17 protein-coding genes are annotated in these 17,724 nt (G+C 73.6%); 11 read left to right on the forward strand and 6 right to left on the reverse strand.

The window, feature by feature from the left end; translation table 11 throughout:
• Positions 1 to 61 precede the first annotated feature (61 nt).
• Genes ribD through ribH form a run of 4 tightly spaced genes read left to right on the forward strand, consistent with a single transcriptional unit; the run spans position 62 to position 3,548 of the window.
• The gene (ribD, locus tag ACUY4T_RS13855) at positions 62 to 1,126 is read left to right on the forward strand and encodes a bifunctional diaminohydroxyphosphoribosylaminopyrimidine deaminase/5-amino-6-(5-phosphoribosylamino)uracil reductase RibD (RefSeq protein WP_446019551.1); all 1,065 of its coding nucleotides are present in this window, start codon (positions 62 to 64) and stop codon (positions 1,124 to 1,126) included.
• Positions 1,127 to 1,780: a riboflavin synthase gene (locus ACUY4T_RS13860; protein ID WP_446019552.1), complete on the forward strand. Its 654-nt coding sequence runs from the start codon at positions 1,127 to 1,129 to the stop codon at positions 1,778 to 1,780.
• Positions 1,777 to 3,081: a GTP cyclohydrolase II gene (gene ribA / locus ACUY4T_RS13865; protein WP_446019553.1), complete on the forward strand. Its 1,305-nt coding sequence runs from the start codon at positions 1,777 to 1,779 to the stop codon at positions 3,079 to 3,081. Before ACUY4T_RS13860 ends, ribA begins: the two co-directional genes overlap by 4 nt.
• Positions 3,078 to 3,548 (forward strand): 6,7-dimethyl-8-ribityllumazine synthase, encoded by a 471-nt coding sequence (gene ribH, locus ACUY4T_RS13870; RefSeq protein WP_446019554.1) that lies wholly within the window; start codon positions 3,078 to 3,080, stop codon positions 3,546 to 3,548. Before ribA ends, ribH begins: the two co-directional genes overlap by 4 nt.
• Here ribH and ACUY4T_RS13875 read toward each other — a convergent pair.
• Positions 3,514 to 6,213 carry an AMP-binding protein gene (locus ACUY4T_RS13875; protein ID WP_446019555.1) on the reverse strand — a complete coding sequence of 900 codons (2,700 nt, stop codon included), beginning with the start codon at positions 6,211 to 6,213 and terminating at the stop codon, positions 3,514 to 3,516. The genes ribH and ACUY4T_RS13875 overlap by 35 nt on opposite strands.
• A 257-nt stretch (positions 6,214 to 6,470) precedes the next feature.
• Here ACUY4T_RS13875 and ACUY4T_RS13880 point away from each other — a divergent pair, with 257 nt between their 5' ends.
• On the forward strand, positions 6,471 to 7,979 hold the full coding sequence (locus ACUY4T_RS13880; RefSeq protein ID WP_446019556.1) for an MFS transporter: 1,509 nt from the start codon (positions 6,471 to 6,473) through the stop codon (positions 7,977 to 7,979).
• Positions 7,980 to 8,178: 199 nt separating this feature from the next.
• Entirely contained in the window at positions 8,179 to 8,598 is a 420-nt protein-coding gene (locus tag ACUY4T_RS13885) for a four-helix bundle copper-binding protein (RefSeq protein ID WP_511261473.1), read from the forward strand.
• A gap of 16 nt (positions 8,599 to 8,614) precedes the next feature.
• Here the strand turns inward: ACUY4T_RS13885 and ACUY4T_RS13890 are convergent, their stop codons facing one another.
• The 4 genes from ACUY4T_RS13890 to ACUY4T_RS13905 all read right to left on the reverse strand — a co-directional run bounded on the left by ACUY4T_RS13890 (position 8,615) and on the right by ACUY4T_RS13905 (position 11,707).
• The gene (locus ACUY4T_RS13890) at positions 8,615 to 8,965 is read right to left on the reverse strand and encodes a hypothetical protein (RefSeq protein ID WP_446019558.1); all 351 of its coding nucleotides are present in this window, start codon (positions 8,963 to 8,965) and stop codon (positions 8,615 to 8,617) included.
• A gap of 101 nt (positions 8,966 to 9,066) precedes the next feature.
• A complete protein-coding gene (locus tag ACUY4T_RS13895) occupies positions 9,067 to 9,894 on the reverse strand; it encodes an ABC transporter permease (RefSeq protein WP_446019559.1) in 828 nt (275 codons plus the stop codon).
• Positions 9,891 to 10,784 carry an ABC transporter permease gene (locus ACUY4T_RS13900; protein WP_446019560.1) on the reverse strand — a complete coding sequence of 298 codons (894 nt, stop codon included), beginning with the start codon at positions 10,782 to 10,784 and terminating at the stop codon, positions 9,891 to 9,893. Before ACUY4T_RS13900 ends, ACUY4T_RS13895 begins: the two co-directional genes overlap by 4 nt.
• A complete protein-coding gene (locus ACUY4T_RS13905) occupies positions 10,781 to 11,707 on the reverse strand; it encodes an ABC transporter ATP-binding protein (RefSeq protein ID WP_446019561.1) in 927 nt (308 codons plus the stop codon). Before ACUY4T_RS13905 ends, ACUY4T_RS13900 begins: the two co-directional genes overlap by 4 nt.
• A gap of 43 nt (positions 11,708 to 11,750) precedes the next feature.
• Between ACUY4T_RS13905 and ACUY4T_RS13910 the strand changes: the two genes are divergently transcribed.
• The 5 genes from ACUY4T_RS13910 to ACUY4T_RS13930 all read left to right on the forward strand — a co-directional run bounded on the left by ACUY4T_RS13910 (position 11,751) and on the right by ACUY4T_RS13930 (position 17,183).
• On the forward strand, positions 11,751 to 12,671 hold the full coding sequence (locus tag ACUY4T_RS13910) for a pseudouridine-5'-phosphate glycosidase (RefSeq protein WP_446019562.1): 921 nt from the start codon (positions 11,751 to 11,753) through the stop codon (positions 12,669 to 12,671).
• Positions 12,655 to 13,560 (forward strand): carbohydrate kinase family protein, encoded by a 906-nt coding sequence (locus tag ACUY4T_RS13915; protein WP_446019563.1) that lies wholly within the window; start codon positions 12,655 to 12,657, stop codon positions 13,558 to 13,560. Before ACUY4T_RS13910 ends, ACUY4T_RS13915 begins: the two co-directional genes overlap by 17 nt.
• Positions 13,561 to 13,692: 132 nt before the next feature.
• On the forward strand, positions 13,693 to 15,735 hold the full coding sequence (locus ACUY4T_RS13920) for an ABC transporter ATP-binding protein (RefSeq protein ID WP_446019564.1): 2,043 nt from the start codon (positions 13,693 to 13,695) through the stop codon (positions 15,733 to 15,735).
• Positions 15,736 to 15,886: 151 nt separating this feature from the next.
• Entirely contained in the window at positions 15,887 to 16,675 is a 789-nt protein-coding gene (locus ACUY4T_RS13925) for a hypothetical protein (RefSeq protein ID WP_446019565.1), read from the forward strand.
• 40 nt (positions 16,676 to 16,715) lie between these two features.
• Positions 16,716 to 17,183, forward strand: a complete 468-nt coding sequence (locus ACUY4T_RS13930) for a 2'-5' RNA ligase family protein (RefSeq protein ID WP_446019566.1) — start codon at positions 16,716 to 16,718, stop codon at positions 17,181 to 17,183.
• Between the two features lie 5 nt (positions 17,184 to 17,188).
• On the opposite strand, the gene ACUY4T_RS13935 is transcribed toward ACUY4T_RS13930, so the two are convergent.
• Positions 17,189 to 17,584 (reverse strand): DUF1622 domain-containing protein, encoded by a 396-nt coding sequence (locus ACUY4T_RS13935; RefSeq protein WP_446019567.1) that lies wholly within the window; start codon positions 17,582 to 17,584, stop codon positions 17,189 to 17,191.
• Positions 17,585 to 17,724: the final 140 nt, after the last annotated feature.

Here is a 17,724-nt window from a genome sequence, read left to right on the forward strand (position 1 = left end):
CCGTGCGTCGTCGGCGTGTCCGGTGCCGCCGGGACCCCCGGAGTCTGGAAGGCAGGCACCGATGTCCACGGGCGCGCGAGCCTCGATCGAGGCGGCGGCGATGCGCCGGGCGCTCGAACTCGCCGAGCGCGGACCGGCCCGCGGGGTGAATCCGCGCGTCGGGTGCGTCCTGCTCGACTCCGATGGGCGCACGATCGCCGAGGGATGGCACCGCGGTGCCGGCACCCCGCACGCCGAGGTCGACGCGCTCGAGCGACTCGCGAACGGCGCGGCGCGCGGCGCCACCGCGGTCGTGACCCTCGAACCCTGCAACCACACGGGCCGGACCGGTCCGTGCGCGCTCGCGCTCATCGATGCGGGCGTCGCGCGCGTCGTGTACGCCGTCGACGACCCGGGAGACCATTCGTCGGGCGGCGCGGGAACGCTGCGCGCCGCGGGCGTCGACGTCGAGGGCGGGCTGCTCGCCGACGAGGTCGAGGCGTTCCTCGGCGACTGGCTCTTCGCCGCGCGCACCCGGCGGCCTCGGGTGACCGTGAAGTGGGCGTCGACCCTCGACGGGCGGGCCGCTGCGGCCGACGGGTCGAGCCGGTGGATCACCGGCCCCGAGGCGCGCGCCGACGTGCACCTGCGCCGCTCGGCCGCCGACGCGATCGCGGTCGGCACCGGCACGGTGCTCACCGACGATCCGTCGCTGACGGCCCGGGACGCGGACGGCGAGCTGCTGGACGCCCAGCCGGTCCCGGTCGTGTTCGGACGGCGCGAGGTGCCCGCGGGCGCTGCGATCGAGCGGCACCCCCACGCGGCGCTCCGGTTCCCGGGCACCGACCTCGCCGCCGAGCTCGGGGAACTGCAGCGCCGCGGCATCCGCTCGCTGTTCGTCGAGGGCGGCCCCACCCTCGCGAGCGCCTTCCTGGCGGCCGGGCTCGCCGACGAGCTGCTGGTGTACCTCGCCCCGGCCGTCATCGGAGGCCCGCGCACCGCCGTCGGCGACGTGGGCGTCGCGACCATCGCCGACGCCCTCCGCTACGACTTCGCCGATCTCGTGCGCCTCGGCGAGGACCTCCTCGTCATCGCCCGCCCGAGGTCCGGCGCGACACCCGAACCCACCATCCGAGAGAAGGACTGAATGTTCACCGGAATCATCGAGGAGCTCGGCGCCGTGGCGCGGGTCGAGCCGCACGCCGACGTCGTGCGGCTCACCGTGCGCGGACCCAGGGTCGTCGACGGCGTGCGGCACGGCGACTCGATCGCAGTGTCGGGCGTGTGCCTGACCGTCGTCGACTCCGACGCCGAGTCGTTCACCGCCGACGTCATGGCGCAGACCCTGCGCATGTCCACGCTCGACGACGTCGCGGAGGGGCGACCGGTGAACCTCGAACGTGCGGCGCTCGTCGGCGATCGGCTCGGCGGCCACATCGTGCAGGGACACGTCGACGGCACCGCCGAGGTGCTCGAGATCCGCCCGGGCGACGAATGGCGCGTCATCCGCTTCGCGCTGCCCGACGCGCTCGCCGCCCTCGTGGTCGACAAGGGCTCCATCGCAGTGGACGGCGTATCGCTCACCGTCAGCGCGCTCGGCGACGAACCCGCCGGCTCGTGGTTCGAGGTCTCGCTGATCCCGGAGACGCTCGCCGCCACGACCCTCGGCGGCCTCGCGGTCGGCGACCGCGTCAACCTCGAGACCGACGTCCTCGCGCGGCACGTGCAACGGATGCTGCGCCTCGACGCCCACCACGCGATGCCCTCGTCGCTCGCCGAACCGATCGGAGACCGCCGATGAGCCTCGCGACCATGCCGGAGGTGCTCGCAGCACTGCGCGCCGGCAAGCCGGTGATCGTGGCCGACGACGAGGCGCGCGAGAACGAGGGCGACGCGATCATGGCCGCGGAGTTCGCCACCCAGGAGTGGATCGCCTGGATGGTGCGCCACACGAGCGGCTTCCTCTGCGCGCCGATGCCCAACGCGGTCGCCGACCGGCTGGGCCTGCCCCTCATGGTCGAGCGCAACGAGGACGCCCGCGGCACCGCGTACACGGTGTCGGTCGATGCCGCCGAGCGGATGTCGACCGGGATCTCCGCGGGCGAGCGCGCGCACACGCTGCGCGTCCTCGCCGACCCCGAGGCGACGCCGGACCGCCTGATCCGCCCGGGCCACATCATCCCGCTCCGCGCGGTCGACGGCGGCGTCCGGGAGCGGGCCGGCCACACCGAGGCCGCGGTCGACCTCATGCGGCTGGCCGGCCTCGCCCCCGTCGGCGTGATCGGCGAGCTCGTTGCGGACGACGGCGAGATGATGCGGCTGCCCGGGCTGATCGAGCTCGGCGAGCGCGAGGGGCTCCCGGTCACGACGGTCGCCGCGCTGATCGAGTGGCTGGAGGAGCACCACGAGGGGCGGGACCTCGCCGCGGGCGAGGCCCCCCAGCCGGTCGACGAGACCTCGCGGGTCGTGTTCGAGGTCGAGACGATGCTGCCCACGGTGCACGGCGACTTCCGCGTCCGCGCCTACCGCGACCGCGGCACGGGCGCCGACCACGTCGCGATCATCGCGGGCGACCCGGCCGCCGACCCCGAGGGCGCGGTCGTGCGCGTGCACTCGGAATGCCTGACCGGCGAGGCGCTCGGCTCGCTGAAGTGCGAGTGCGGGCCGCAGCTCGACGCGGCGCTCGCCGCGATCCGCGAGCACGGCGGCGTGGTGGTCTACCTCCGCGGTCATGAGGGCCGCGGCATCGGGCTGATCAACAAGCTGCGCGCGTACCGGCTCCAGGAGGAGGGCCTCGACACGCTCGACGCGAACCTCGCGCTCGGCCTGCCGATCGACGCCCGCGACTACTCGGCGGCGAGCGCGATCCTCGAGGACCTCGGCGTGCGTCACGTGCGCCTGCTGACCAACAATCCCGAGAAGGTGCGTCAGCTCGAGCGCCACGGCATCGGCGTCACCGCCCGGGTGCCGCTGGTCGTCGGGGTCGGCGCCGCCAACGCGCAGTACCTCGAGACCAAGCGCACGCGCATGGGACACTCGATCGACGACGGCCAGCTCACCGACGCGGCCGCGGAAGAACTGCTGAGAGGACACGCATCATGAGCGGAGCCGGATCCCCCGAACTCGACGTCGACGGCCGCGGCCTCCGCGTGGTCATCGTCGCCGGGAGCTGGCACGACGAGATCACCGACGGGCTCATCGCCGGCGCGACCCGCACCCTCGAGGCGGCCGGCGCCGAGATCTCGCTCGTGCGCGTCCCCGGCAGCTTCGAACTCCCGGTCGTCTCGAAGGCCGCGCTCGAGGCCGGGGCCGACGCGGTCGTGGCGCTCGGCGTGATCATCCGCGGCGGGACCCCGCACTTCGAGTACGTGTCGTCCGCGGCGACCGACGGCCTCACCCGGGTGGCGCTCGACACGGGCAAACCGGTCGGCTTCGGCGTGCTCACGCTCGACGACGAGCAGCAGGGGCTCGACCGCGCGGGCCTGCCCGGGTCCAAGGAGGACAAGGGTCGCGAGGCCGCCGAGGCGGCGGTCGTCACCGCGCGGGCACTGCGCGCGCTCCGCGGCTGAGCGGCCGCGCGGCGATCCGAGCGGCCGCGCGGTTCCAGAGCCACCAGGCCGAGATCCCGACCGCGAACGACGCGACGATCGCCAGCGGCGGCGACACCTCCTCGATCGGCGGGTAGACCTGCCAGTGCGTGAGGTAGACGAACAGCGAGGCCGTGGCGACGGTCCCGATCGCCCGGACGGCGAAGGCCGGGACCGGGAGGCTCCCGGCCCACACCAGCAGGCCGAGGCCGACGATCACGATCGCCTCGCGGGCGGGATCGCCGAAGAACCCGGGCACGGTGACGAGCACCGCGCCGGTCGCGACGAGCCGGGTCCGCGTCGTGCTCGAGCGGGCGATGAGCCAGCCGAGCGCGATCAGCCACGCGACGCCGGGCAGGGCGTAGTGGAGCGGCGAACCGGCGGTCACCCCGCCCGAGACGAGGTAGCGCAGCGCCAGGGCGGCCCCGAGGACGACGGCCGCGAAGCCGAACGGTCGCCGACGTTCGAACGAGTCGAGCGGCGGCACCGCGATGACGGCCGCCACGACGACGATCGCCCAGACGAGCGCCTCCAGGAACCAGAGGTGCCACTGGTCGCTCCACCCGTCGTCGTACGGCGCGACGAGCCAGTTCGACAGGGCCACGGTGGCCGGGTCGTAGGTCCCGGCGACGAGGGCCACGCCGCCGACCCAGAGCACCGCCGGCACGGCCACGGTACGGGCGCTGCGGAGCAGGCCGCGGACGCGTCGCATCCGGTCCGCCCGCCCGTCTGCGCGCTCCGGCCCGGCACCGGCGAGGCGGAACCGCGCCAGGTTGAAGCCGGCGACGGCGAGCAGCAGGTGGGCGCCGCCCTGGAGCTGCACGACGTCGGCGTGCGTGGCCACGATGAGGAGGATCGCGAGGGCGCGGAGCACGACGGAGGTCTCGACCCGTGCGAACCGGCGGCGCCGGGACCGTCCGTCCGGAGCGGCCGAGCGTGCGTCGTCCGCCGGCTCGGCGGCGGCGCGGCGCGGAGGCTCGTCAGGCCCGCCGGCGAGGTCGCGGATCGACCGGCCCGGCCAGTCGGCCGGGACGGCCCCGAGGCGCGATTCGAGTCGCAGGACGAGCTCGACGTAATTCAGGGAGTCGCCGCCGAGGCTCGTGAAGCTGTCCTCGGGCGTCGCGTCGGGGCGACCCAGCAGTTCGGCGTAGACGTCGCGGAGCTCGCGCGGCGTGACCCGCGTCGCATCCGATCGCGACGACCCCCCGCCGGCACGCGGTTCGGCCCCACCCACGGCGGCATCGGCGGCCCGCAGGAGCGTCGCGTGCGCGCGGAGCGCCGCGTGGTCCGGCTTGCCGTTGGACGTCCGCGGGAACTCGGCGATCGCGTGCACGTCGAAGGCGTGCACCGGCAGGCCGGTGGCCGCGGCGACCGCGTCCGCCGTGCGTGCGACGGAGCGCTCCTCGCGGACGAAGACCGCGAGGCGGTCGTCCACGCCGACCGCGCGCGCCTCGACGCCCTCGCCGGCGAGCATCCGCTCCAGTCGGTCGAGGTCGATCCGCAGGCCGAACGCCTTGACGAACCGGCTCAGGCGTCCGGTGATCTCGTAGAACCCGTCAGCGCGCCGCCGCGCGAGGTCTCCCGTGCGGAGCTCGGCGAGCTCGGGACCCCGCGCCAGGTCGGCGGGCGCCTCGGCGTAGCCCATCATCACGTTCGGACCGGAGTAGACGAGCTCGCCCTCCCCCGGTTCGCCGCCGCCGACCGTCTCGTCGATGCGGAACCGGCCTCCCGGCACGGGCCGGCCGATCGATCCAGCCGCGGACTCGGCGTGCTCGGGGGGCAGGTACGCCATGCGCGCGGTCGCCTCGGTCTGCCCGTACATCACGACGAACTCGAAGCCGCGCTCGCGGCCGAGCCGGGCCAGTCGTCGCACCCGTTCCGGTTCGAGTCGCCCGCCGGCCTGGGTGACCGCGCGCAGCGTGGGGTGGGGGCGCGCGAGCAGGCCCGTCGATTCGAGCAGTTCGTACGTGTAGGGCACGCCGGCGATCGATGTCGCCCGGCCCGCGTCGAACTCGGCCCAGAACTCCGGCTCGACCACCGAGCGGTCGGACAGCAGCAGGCTCCCTCCGGCGACCAGGTGGCTGTTCACGACGGAGAGCCCGTAGCAGTAATGCGGGGGCAGGGTCGTGGCCGCCCGGTCGTCCTGGCCGAGGCGGAGGTACTCGGCGATGCTGCGCGCGTTGGCGAGCACGTTGCCCCGCGAGAGGCGGACGAGCTTCGGCGAGCCCGTCGAACCCGACGTGCTCGCGAGCAGTGCGAGCTCGGGGTGGAACCGGTGGTGGCTGCCCTCGCCTCGGTCCTCGATCTCCGCGCCCTCGCCGGCGCGCGCGCGGACGATCACGTCGGGTGCGTATCGCGCGACGAGGTCGTCGAGGTCGGCCGCGCCGCCGTCCGGAGCGACGAAGAGCAGGGGGTGCCCCGCGGAGAGCGCCGCGAGGTACGTCACGACGGTGTCGACGGTGTTCGATCCGGCGAGGAAGACGAGTCGTCGCCCGGCCCCGAGCTCGGCGCGCCGCGCGCCGATCCGGTCGGCGAGCTCCCCGTAGTCGACGGAGCCCGCGGGCGTCACGAGCGCGGGGGCCGAGGGGTCGCCGCCGAGCAGGTCGAGCGCCATGGGCTCGCTCCGGGTCGGGGTGATCGTTCGCACTGGGGCCGTTTCGACGGGGGCGCCGCGCGAGCGCGGCTCGGTCAGGTAAGGCTTACCTTACGTGACATCCGCCACCGCTCGAAATCGTCCGGCCCTCCGCTCGTCGCATCGCCCCCGCCGCTCGTCGTGCCCCGCTCGCCGGCGATCGACGGAGGTCGTATCGTGTCAGGGTTGCCACAAGCAGCGATTCCCACCCGCTCGACGCGCCCCACCACGGCCACGCGACGGCCCCCTCACGACCGGAGTCCTGCCCTGCCATGACCGCGACCACCTCCCCCGCCGACCCGAGGACCGCCCCGACGGCCCCGGCCGCGCCCGCCAACTCCCGCGGCCGCGTGATCCTCGCCAGCCTCGTCGGGACGACCATCGAGTTCTACGACTTCTACGCGTACGCCACCGCCGCCGTGCTCGTGTTCCCGATCCTCTTCTTCCCGACCGGCGACGACACCACCGCGCTGCTCGCCTCGTTCGCGGTCTTCGGCGCGGCGATGGTCGCCCGCCCGGTCGGCGCGATCGTCTTCGGCCACTTCGGCGACCGGCACGGCCGCAAGGCCACGCTCGTCGCGTCGCTGCTCACCATGGGGATCGCGACCTTCCTGATCGGCCTGCTGCCGACGTACGACCAGGTCGGATGGTGGGCGGCGCTGCTGCTGCTCGTCATGCGCCTGGCGCAGGGCTTCGCGCTCGGCGGCGAATGGTCGGGCGCCGCGCTCGTCGCCACCGAGAACGCGCCGAAGGGCAAGCGCGCCTGGTACGGCACGTTCCCGCAGCTGGGAGCGCCCATCGGCTTCATCATCGCCAACGGGGTCTTCCTCGCGATCAACCTGCTCGCCCCGTCGCGCGAGTGGTTCTTCGAATGGGGATGGCGCGTGCCGTTCCTGTTCTCCGCCGTCATGGTCGTCGTCGGCCTCTGGGTGCGACTGCGGCTCGTCGAGTCGAAGGCCTTCACGACGGCGGCGCAGCAGGGCGCGATCCGCAAGCTGCCCCTCGGAGCGGCCTTCCGGCACCACTGGCGGGAGCTGATCCTCGGCACCTTCATCATGCTGGCGACCTACGTGCTCTTCTACCTGATGACGAACTTCACGCTCTCGTACGGCACCAAGGCGGCCGACCTCGAGACCGCCTCGGCGGCCGCGGAGGCCGCCGCCGCGGCATCCGGCGCCGACTTCGACGCGAACGCCTTCGCGGCGCAGTTCTACCCCGGCCTCGGGTTCGCCTACGCCGACTTCGTGACGATGCAGATCATCGGCGTGGTGTTCTTCGGCGTCTTCACGCTGCTGTCGGGCCCGATCGCCGACGCGATCGGCCGTCGGCGCCTGCTCATCTGGGTCACCGGCGCGATCATCGCGTTCGGCCTGACGTTCAACCTGTTCCTCCTGCCGCAGCTCGACCCGAAGTTCACCGGCGCGCTCACCCAGGCGTTCCTGGTGTTCGGGTTCGTGCTGATGGGGGCGACGTTCGGCCCCATGGGGGCGCTGCTGCCCGAGCTGTTCCCGACGAACGTCCGGTATACCGGGTCGGCCGTCGCGTACAACGTGTCGTCGATCCTCGGCGCCGCCGTCGCACCGCTCATCGCGGTCGCCCTGTGGGCCGCCGCCGACGGCCAGCCGTGGCCGGTCGGCATCTACCTGTCGACCATGGGCGTGCTCACGCTCGTCGCGCTGCTCATCTCGAAGGAGACCAGGGACGTCGACTACGACGACGCGGCCGCCGACCTCGCGACCGGACGCGTCGCCGAGGGCGAGGCCGAGGCCGCATCGCTCTAGCGCCGGCCGTCGCGACGGCGGGGCGGATGCCCGCGGACCACGAGCCGCGGCATCCGCCCCCATCGCATGCCTGCGGCCGTCCCGCGACCCCCTTCTGGCACCTCCGACCCCGGCGTACCATGGCCGCCGACAGGGTCGCCGGGTCCGCAGCCGGCAACGTCGACGCCCGGCCCCGGAGACGGCGGGTGCGCGAGTGGACATGACGATGGACATGATGAAGGGCGCGATGTCGGCATCGGGCATGCCGATGAAGGACCTGGACCTGTCGATGATGCAGGAGGCCGTGGAGGCCCTCACGGCGTGCTCGCAGGCCTGCGTGATGTGCGCGGACGCCGATGCGGGCGAGGGCATGGGTCGGTGCGCCGCGACGTGCTCCAACTGCGCCGACGTGTGCGACGTGACGATGCGCATGATGCTCCGCACCACCGGCTACGACATGCAGGTCATGATGTCGATGATGCAGACGTGCCTCGCGATGTGCCGCGCCTGCTCGGAGGAGTGCTCGGCGCACGCCTCGATGAGCGAGCACTGCCGCATGTGCGCGATGGCCTGCGACCAGGCCGCGATGGCCATGGAGAAGCTGATGGGCTCGATGCAGGCGATGATGCCCGCGAGCTGAGCCGACCGATCGTGGGTCAGGCGGCGGCGACGCTGAACCGGTCGTCGCCGCGCGCGAGCACGTCGTAGACCTCGTGCAGCGCGACCGGGTCGCCGACGGCGAGCCGCCCCTGCAGGGCCTCGTGGTGCCAGACCCGGTGCGCACCGCCGTCGAGGTCGACGAGTTCGACGAACCCGTCGACGTGCGTCGCGGTCACGACCGCGTCGAGCCAGCGGCTCGCGGCGATGCGCGACAGCCGCTCCTGCATGGGATGCAGCTCGTGGCCCGGCCGGAGGCTGGAGCAGTCGGCCCCCTCGAGGCAACCGCGCATGCCCGTCGCGAGGCCCGGGCGGGACTCGGCGGCGGCGTGCGGCTGATGGGTCGACATGGCTGCTCCTCGCGGATCGTGACGTGCAGGCGAGGCTACGCGCGCGGCGAGCGGATGTCGCGGCCGGCCGTCACACGCGGAAACACTCGCCGATCCGCGCGTCAGTCGAGGAACAGCGCCCGCAGCCGCTTCGTCGTGAAGACCATGCCGACGACGATCATGACGACGTAGTAGGCGACGTGCACGAGCATCGCCGGGCCGACGACGCCCGTGGTGAGCCCCCGGACGAGTTCGACGCCGTGCCAGAGCGGGAGCGCCTGGATCATCCACTGGATCGGCTCGGGGTAGACGGTGAGCGGGTAGAACGTCGCCGAGAAGAGGAACATCGGCAGCATGACGAAGTTGATCCAGTCCATCTGCTGGAACGTCGTCAGGTAGCTCGTGACGGCCATGCCGATGCTCGCGAAGCCGAACGCGATGAGCAGCACCGCCGGGATCGCGAGCACCGCCCACCACGACAGGTTGAGGCCCAGCACCTGCATGACGAGCATGAAGCCGCCCGCGTAGAGCGCACCTCGGAGGAGGGCCAGCGAGATCTCGCCGAGGGCCACGTCGAGCGGCCCGAGGGAGGTCGCGAGCATGCCCTCGTAGAGCTTCGCGAAGCGGATCTTGAAGAACACGTTCCACGTGGAGTCGTAGATCGCGCCGTTCATCGCGGCGACCGCGAGCAGTGCGGGGGCGATGAACGCCGCGTACGGCACCTCACGGCCGTCGACGGCGACCGTGCCGACGAGCGCACCGAGGCCGATGCCGAGCGAGAGCAGGTAGAAGATCGGCTCGAACAGCCCGCTCACCATCACGAGCCAGTTCGTGGAGCGCGTGGCGCGCCATCCGCGGTACATCACCGCCCGGGAGTTGCCCGCGTACAGTGCGCCGACGCCGCGGCGGCCGCCGCCGCGGTGCTCGAGGGCGTGGTCGACCATGATCATGCGGCGAGCCTCCGGACCGCGATGCGACGCGCCCATATCCAGCCGACGGCGGTCATCGCCACGAGGACGACGACGTGCAGCACGCTGAGCCAGATCGGCTCGGAGTAGCCGAACGTCGCGACGCGCGACAGCTCGGTGCCGTGCCAGAGCGGCGAGACCCACCCGATCCACTGCAGGAACCACGGAAGCTGGCCGAGCGGGAAGAACGTGCCCGAGAACAGCGTGAGCGGCAGCACGACGAGGCGCTGCACCATGGCCAGCTGCCCGGTGTCCTCACGGATCGACGACGCGTACGCCATGAGCAGCGTGCCGAACGCCATGCCCGTGAGCGTGGCGATCGGGACGGCGAGCCAGCCCGCCGGCGAGGGCACCGCGCCGAACAGCACCATGAAGCCGTAGTAGATCGCGACCGTCGCGGCGAGGCGCACCACCACCGAGATCACGAGCCCGTCGACGATCTGCCCCGGGCTGATCGGCCCCGAGTGCATGCCCGTGAACGTCGGGTTCCACTTGTAGCCGAGGAGCACCGGGTACGAGAACTCGATCATCGCGGTGGTGAGCGCCGCGCTGCACAGCAGGGCGGGCGCGACGAACACGAGGTAGCCGACTCCGCCCGCCTCGAGCGAGAGGTTCCGGTCGACGAGCGTCGCGAGCCCGACGCCCATCGCGTAGAGGTAGACGATCGGCTCGCCGAACCCCGTCACGAGGATCGTCTGCGCGTACGACCACATGACCCGGAACCGGTGCTCGGCGACGTACCAGGCGCCGAACCGGCGGGGGCGCGCGCCGCCCGCGATCGCCCGGCGGGCGTCATCCGGCTGGGGCTCGTCGGTCGCCGACGGGCCCCGGTGCGGGGCGTCGCTCCGACGCGACCACCGGGAATCGCTCATTCGATCAGGGTCCGTCCGGTGAGGCGGAGGAAGACGTCCTCCAGGCTCGACCGGCGCACGAGGCTCGTGATCGGATGCAGGCCCGCGGCCGAGATGCGCTCGAGCTCGGCCTCGCCGTCGGCCGTGTAGACGAGGACGCGGTCGGGCAGCACCTCGATGCGGTCGCCCGAGCCCTCGAGCGCACGGGCGACCTCCTCGTTGCGGTCGGAGCCGAACCGCAGCTCGAGCACCTCGCGCGACGAGTACTGCCGGATGAGCGCGGCGGGCGAGCCCTCGGCCATGATGCGCCCGTGGTCGACCACCACGAGCCGGTCGCAGAGCTGCTCGGCCTCGTCCATGTAGTGCGTCGTGAGCACGAGCGTCTTGCCCTGCTCCTTGAGGCGGAACAGCCGGTCCCACAGGATGTGCCGCGCCTGCGGGTCGAGCCCGGTGGTCGGCTCGTCGAGCAGGATGATGCGCGGGTCGTTGATGAGCCCCCGCGCGATCGTGAGACGCCGCTTCATGCCGCCGGAGAGCGCGTCGACCTTCGCCTGCCCGCGGTCGGCGAGCTGCGCGAACTCGAGCAGCTCGTCGGCCCGCTCGGCGACGACCCGGCGCGGCAGGCCGAAGTACCGGCCGTACACCAGCAGGTTCTCGCGCACGCGGAGTTCGGTGTCGAGGTTGTCGGCCTGCGGCACGACGCCGAGCTGCGAGCGGATGTCGGGTCCGTGCCGGTCGGGATCGAGCCCCAGGATCGACAGCTCGCCCTCTGTGCGCGTCGACACCGCGCCGATCATCCGCATGGTCGTGGACTTGCCGGCGCCGTTGGGACCGAGCAGCCCGAAGGATTCGCCCGGCGCGACCTCGAAGGAGAGTCCGTCGACGGCGGCGAAGTCGCCATACCGCTTGACGAGGTCTCGGGCGACGATCACGGGCTGCGGCACGGTTCCCCACCCTAGACCTGCGGGCCGACATAGCATGAGGCGCATGCAGACCGCCCCCACCGCCGGCATCCGCATCGCCGATCGCGTGCGCGACGCGGTCGCCGCCGGACGCCCCGTGCTCGCCCTGGAGTCGACGATCCTCACGCATGGTCTGCCGAGGCCGCGCAACCTCGAGGTCGGGCTCGAGACCGAGTCGCTCGTGCGCGACCTGGGGGTCGAGCCGGCGACCATCGGCGTCGTCGGCGGCGTGCCCACCGTCGGCCTCGACCCCGGCGAGATCGAACGGCTCTGCGCGTCGGACGCCGTCGTCAAGGCGAGCACGCGCGACCTGCCCGTCGCCGGCGCCCGTCGCCTCGACGCGGGCACGACCGTGGCGGCGACCGCCTGGCTCGCGCACCGCGCCGGGATCCGCGTGTTCTCGACGGGCGGGCTCGGCGGCGTGCACCGCGGCGCGGACGAGACGTTCGACGAATCGGCCGACCTGCCGTCGCTCGCGGTCACGCCCGTCACGGTCGTCAGCGCCGGCGTGAAGTCGATCCTCGACATCGGCGCGACGCTCGAACGACTCGAGACCCTCGGCATCACCGTGGTCGGCTATCGCACCGACCGGTACCCGGGGTTCTACGTGGCGGACTCCGGTTTCCCGGTGCCGGCCCGCGTCGACTCGGCGACGGAGGCCGCCGCGGTCGCCGGCGCCCGCGACGAGCTGGGCCTCGCCTCGGCCGTCCTCGTCGCCAATCCCGTCTCCGAGGACGAGCAGCTCGACCCCGCCGTGCACGATCGGGTGCTCGCGGAGGCGCTCCGGGCCGCGGATGCCGCGGGCGTCACCGGCCACGACACGACGCCGTTCCTCCTCGACTTCGTGCAGCGCGCCACCGACGGGCGCAGCCTCGAGGTGAACCTCGCCGTGTACCGCGGCAACGCACGCCTCGGGGCGGAGATCGCGCGTGAGCTCGCCGGCTGAGCCCGCGCCCGCGGTCGCACCGGGCGCGCTCGTCGTGGTGGGCGACCTGCTCGAGGACATCGTGGTGTGGGCGACCGAGCCGATCCGCGCCGCGACCGACTCGGCCGCCCAGGTGTTCCGGGCCCGAGGCGGCAGCGCCGCGAACGTCGCGGCGCACGCCGCCGCCCTGACGCCGACCCGGTTCGTCGGTCGCGTCGGCGACGACGCCGCGGGGCGCACGCTCGAGGCGGCGCTCGCGGCGTCCGGCGTCGAGGTGCGCGTCCAACGCGACGGGCGCACGGGCGCGGTCGTGCTGATCGTCGCGCCCGACGGCGAGCGCACCATGTTCCCCGACCGGGCCGCGGCGGCCGAGCTCCACGGCGTCGATCCCGGCTGGCTCGACGGCATGGCATGGCTGCACGTGCCGAGCTACGGCCTCGAGCACGAGCCGATGCGCGGGGAGGTGCACCGCCTGGTCGGCTTCGCGCGCGAGCGAGGCGCGTCGGTCTCGATCGACGCCTCGTCGACGGGGCTGCTCGACGGCCTCGGCGTCGAGCGCGTGCTCGGCTGGTACGCGCGCCTGCGCCCGGACGTGCTCTTCGCGAACGAGACCGAGGCGGTCCTGCTCGGCGTGGCCGGCGGCGGGCCGGTCGCGGCATCCGTCGCCGGACGCCTGGTGGTGAAGCACGGGCCCCGGCCGACCGAGGTGTTCGACGAGGGCGTGCTCGCGACCCGCGTGCCCGTCGCGCCGGTGGAGGGCGTCCGCGACCTCACGGGGGCGGGCGACGCGTTCGCCGCCGGCTACCTCGCCGCGGCCCTGGGCGGGGCGGACGCCGCAGGAGCCTGCCTGGCGGGGCACCGCGCCGCGGCAGCCGTCATCGTCGCGCCGGGCGGGGACGTCGGCCGCTGAGCCCCGCGCCCGGCCATCCACAGGCGCGGCGGCCGCGAGGCGACGCTCACAGCCTCGCGACGTATGCTGCAATGCGGCCCGCGACCGCCGTGAAACCGATCCGCAGTCGTGCGCCCGCGACAGGAAGACGACATGAGCGAGATCGAGATGCGCCCCGGCACGCGAGCCGAGGCCCGGGCAGCCGAGCGAGCGGCCGCCCGTTCCGCCCGCACGGGCGGGATCCCCCTGCCGGGCCAGCGCCCGACCCAGTCCGCGGCCGACCGGGCATCCACCCCGAAGCCCGGTGCGAGCCGCCCCGAGCGCCCCGCGCGACGGAGCCCGTTCGGGCGGCGCGGCGAGACGCCGCCGGGACCGCGCGCGACGTTCCGCCAGTTGCTGCCCTTCCTCTTCGAGCATCGCCCGGTCCTCGCGTGGGTGGCCGTGCTCTCGATCGTGGGTGCCGTCGCGAGCCTCGCGCAGCCCCTCCTCGTCGCTCGCGTGATCGACATCGTCGAGGCCGGCGACCCGTTGGACGGTCTCGTCTGGGCCCTGGTCGCGCTGGTCGTGCTGAGCGCCGTCATCACCGGATACCAGCACTACCTGCTGCAGCGCACCGGCGAGGGCGTCGTGCTCTCGAGCCGCCGGCAGCTGATCGCCAAGATCCTCCACCTGCCCATCGCCGAGTTCGACACCCGACGCACGGGCGACCTCGTCTCGCGCGTCGGCAGCGACACCACGATGCTGCGGGCCGTGCTCACGCAGGGCCTCGTCGAGGCGATCGGCGGGACGGTCACGTTCGTCGGCGCCATCATCGCCATGCTCATCATCGATCCCGTGCTGCTCGGGCTCACCGTGCTGGTCGTCGCGATCGCCGTCACGACCGTCACCCTGCTCTCCGCGCGCGTGCGGGAGGCCTCGCGCGCCGCGCAGGAGAAGGTCGGCGACGTCGCGGCGTCGGTGGAACGGGCGATCACCTCGGTGCGCACCATCCGCGCCGCCGGGGCGACCGAGCGCGAGGTCGCCGACGTCGGCGTCCAGGCCGAGGGCGCCTGGCGGATGGGCGTGCAGGTCGCGAAGGTCTCCGCGCTCATCGTGCCGATCGCCGGCATCGCGATGCAGGTCTCGTTCCTCGTCGTGCTCGGCGTCGGCGGGTTCCGCGTCGCCTCCGGCGCGATCGCGATCGCCGACCTCGTCGCCTTCATCCTGTTCCTGTTCATGATGATCCTGCCGCTCGGCCAGGCGTTCGGCGCGATCACCTCGGTGAACCAGGCGCTCGGGGCGCTCGGACGCATCCAGGAGATCCTCGACCTGCCCGACGAGGACGCGCACGACCGTCGCATCGCCGCTCGCGCCGTCATGGTCGGACCGGCCAACGAGGGCCTGCTCCCCGACGCACCGGCCGTCGAGTTCGACGACGTGCACTTCGCCTACGCCGCGACCACGCCGAACGACCCGGCCGACCCCGCGAACGACTCGCCCGACGAGCACCTGCCGGAGCCCGATGTGACCGACCGCCAGCCCGTGCTCCGCGGCGTCACGTTCCGCGTGCCGCGCGGGCAGCGCATCGCGCTCGTCGGGCCCTCCGGCGCGGGCAAGTCCACGATCCTCGCCCTGATCGAGCGGTTCTACGACCCCAGCGTGGGGGCGGTGCGCATGGGCGGCCTCGACCTCCGCTCCATCGATCGGGTCGAGCTGCGGGCGCAGATCGGCTACGTCGAGCAGGACGCGCCGGTGCTGGCCGGCACCATCCGCGACAACCTTCGGCTCGGCAGCCCCGACGCCACCGACGAGGAGTGCGTGCACGTGCTGCGCGCCGTGAACCTCGGCGGGGTGCTCGAACGCGACCCGGCCGGGCTCGACGCGCAGGTGGGCGAGAACGGCATCATGCTCTCCGGCGGCGAGCGCCAGCGGCTCGCGATCGCGCGAGCACTGCTCGCCGCGCCGCCGATCCTGCTCCTCGACGAATCGACGTCGTCCCTCGACGGCGTCAACGAGCGCATGATGCGCGAGGCGATCGACGCCGTCGCCGCCGGCCGCACGCTCATCGTGATCGCGCACCGGCTGTCGACGGTGGTCGACTCCGACCGCATCATCGTCCTGGACGAGGGTCGCGTGATCGGCGAGGGCAGGCACGAGCAGCTCGTCGAGACCGTTCCCCTGTACCGCGAGCTCGCCGAGCACCAACTGCTCGTCTGAGCGGCCCCACGGCACGGCCTCGCCGGCCCGGGGATTCAGGGTTGTCCCCCACCCCGCCCCGGGGCTCACGCCGATGCCGCCCGACGGGGCCGCTCGTAGCGTGACCTCCATCGACCCCGGCGCGCTCGCGCCGCCCCGACGGAGGATCACCATGACCATGCTCGACGTACCCCGCACCGCCGACCGCGCGCTGCCCCACCGCGACCTCGGGGCCGTGCTCGACGCCGCCCAGGGCGACGCGCCGGCCGAGACCGGCCCCTCGTTCGACGCCCTCCGCGCTCGGCTGCAGACGTGGCTGCGCGAATGGGACACCCAGCGACTGCCCTCCTTCGAATCCGCCCGGTCCGTCGGCCCCGAGGGCGAGCGGCACAGTTCCCTGCGGTCGGCCCCGACCCGCACCGATGGCGCGGTCCGCCTCACTGCGAGCCTGTACGACCCGCCGAACCGGCGGGGCGACGCGCTCGCATGGTCGCGTCACTGGGCGAGCGTCGTGGTCCTGCCCGCCGCCCCGGTCGACGGTCGGGTCTTCTACCGGTTCCGCGCCGGAAGCCGCCTCGTGCTCGACGGCCGCGCCGAGACGGCCCTCGTCTCGACCAGCGTGCACGTCGGCGCGGTGGCGGATGCGACGACCTCCAGCCCGTTCGACGCACCGGGCTTCGCGACCCCGGCGCTCCGTCCGCTGGTGGGCGTCGAGGCCCGCGACGACGTGGACGCGCGTGCCGAGCACGACCTCGAGGGATCGATCGCCGTGCGGGCCGGCCAGTCGCCCGTGATCGGCGTGGCGCTCGGCGCCGACGTCGTGTTCCGCGATGGCTGGATGCGCCTGCACGAGGGCTCCGGCCTGTGGATCGGCACCGCCGGTGGCGGCCCGACCGGATCGATCGAGATCCGCTTCGCGCCCGACGCGCTGCTCGACCTCTTCGGCGACGCCGGCATCTGACCCACCGGAGCGGCCCGTGGCTCCCGCGTACGCTGGAGGCATGGGCCGCTTCGCCGTCGTGCTGCCGCTCGACCCGCTCGACGCGGGCGCCGCGTTCCCGGTCTCGGCATGGCCGTTGCACGTGACCGTGGTCGAGCCGTTCGAGACCCATCGCGACGCCGCGTGGGTGATCGGCCTCCTCGACCCGCACGTCCGCGGACGACGCACGGTCGTGGCGGAGGCCTACGACCGTGCCATGTTCGGCCCGAAGCACGACGTGCCCGTCACGCTGGTCCGCGATCCGGGTCCGCTCGGCGCGCTGCGGGTGCGCCTGCTCGGCGCGCTGCGCGAGGCCGACGTCGACGTCGCTCGGGCGCGTCCGGACTATCGACCGCACGTGACCGACGGTGCGGCGGGCGCGATCGCCCCGGGCCGCACCGTGCGCCTGCGGCAGGTCGCGCTCGTCGACCTCAGGCCCCCCGAGGGACGCGCGATGCGGACGGTGTCGGCCGTCTGGCCGCTCGACTGAGCGCCTCAGGCGTGACCCGCGGGCTCCGGCGTCGCGCGCCCGCCCTCGGGGGCGGGTTCATCGGCGTCCGCCTTCTGCCAGGGCCACCGGCCCGAGATCTCGACCTCGAGCGACCAGCTGAGGAACGTGCGGATCAGCACGATGAGCGCCAGCACGCTCACGGACTCGAGCGTCGGGGTCACCGCGACCGTGCGGATGATGTCCGCGGCCACGAGCAGTTCCAACCCGATCAGGATGCCGCGGCCGAGCACGCGACGGAAGCGCGCGTACACGGGCCCCGTGCGCCGGATCCGGCGCACCGCGGCGTCGAGCATCGCGTAGAGGACGCCCACGACGATCGCGATCACGCCGATGAAGTCGATGACCTCGCCGGCGCTCGTGATGATCGTCCCGAACTCCATGCGCCCTCCTCGGGCTCACCGTATCCCCGCCCCCTCGTCGGGGCGGGGATACGGCGGGCGTGGCGCGAACCGGGCGCCTGCCGCAGACGGCGGTCAGTCCCGTCCGGCCTGCTGCTGCAGGTGGTACCGCAGGCTGGACA

Source organism: Agromyces arachidis (genome assembly GCF_052805135.1).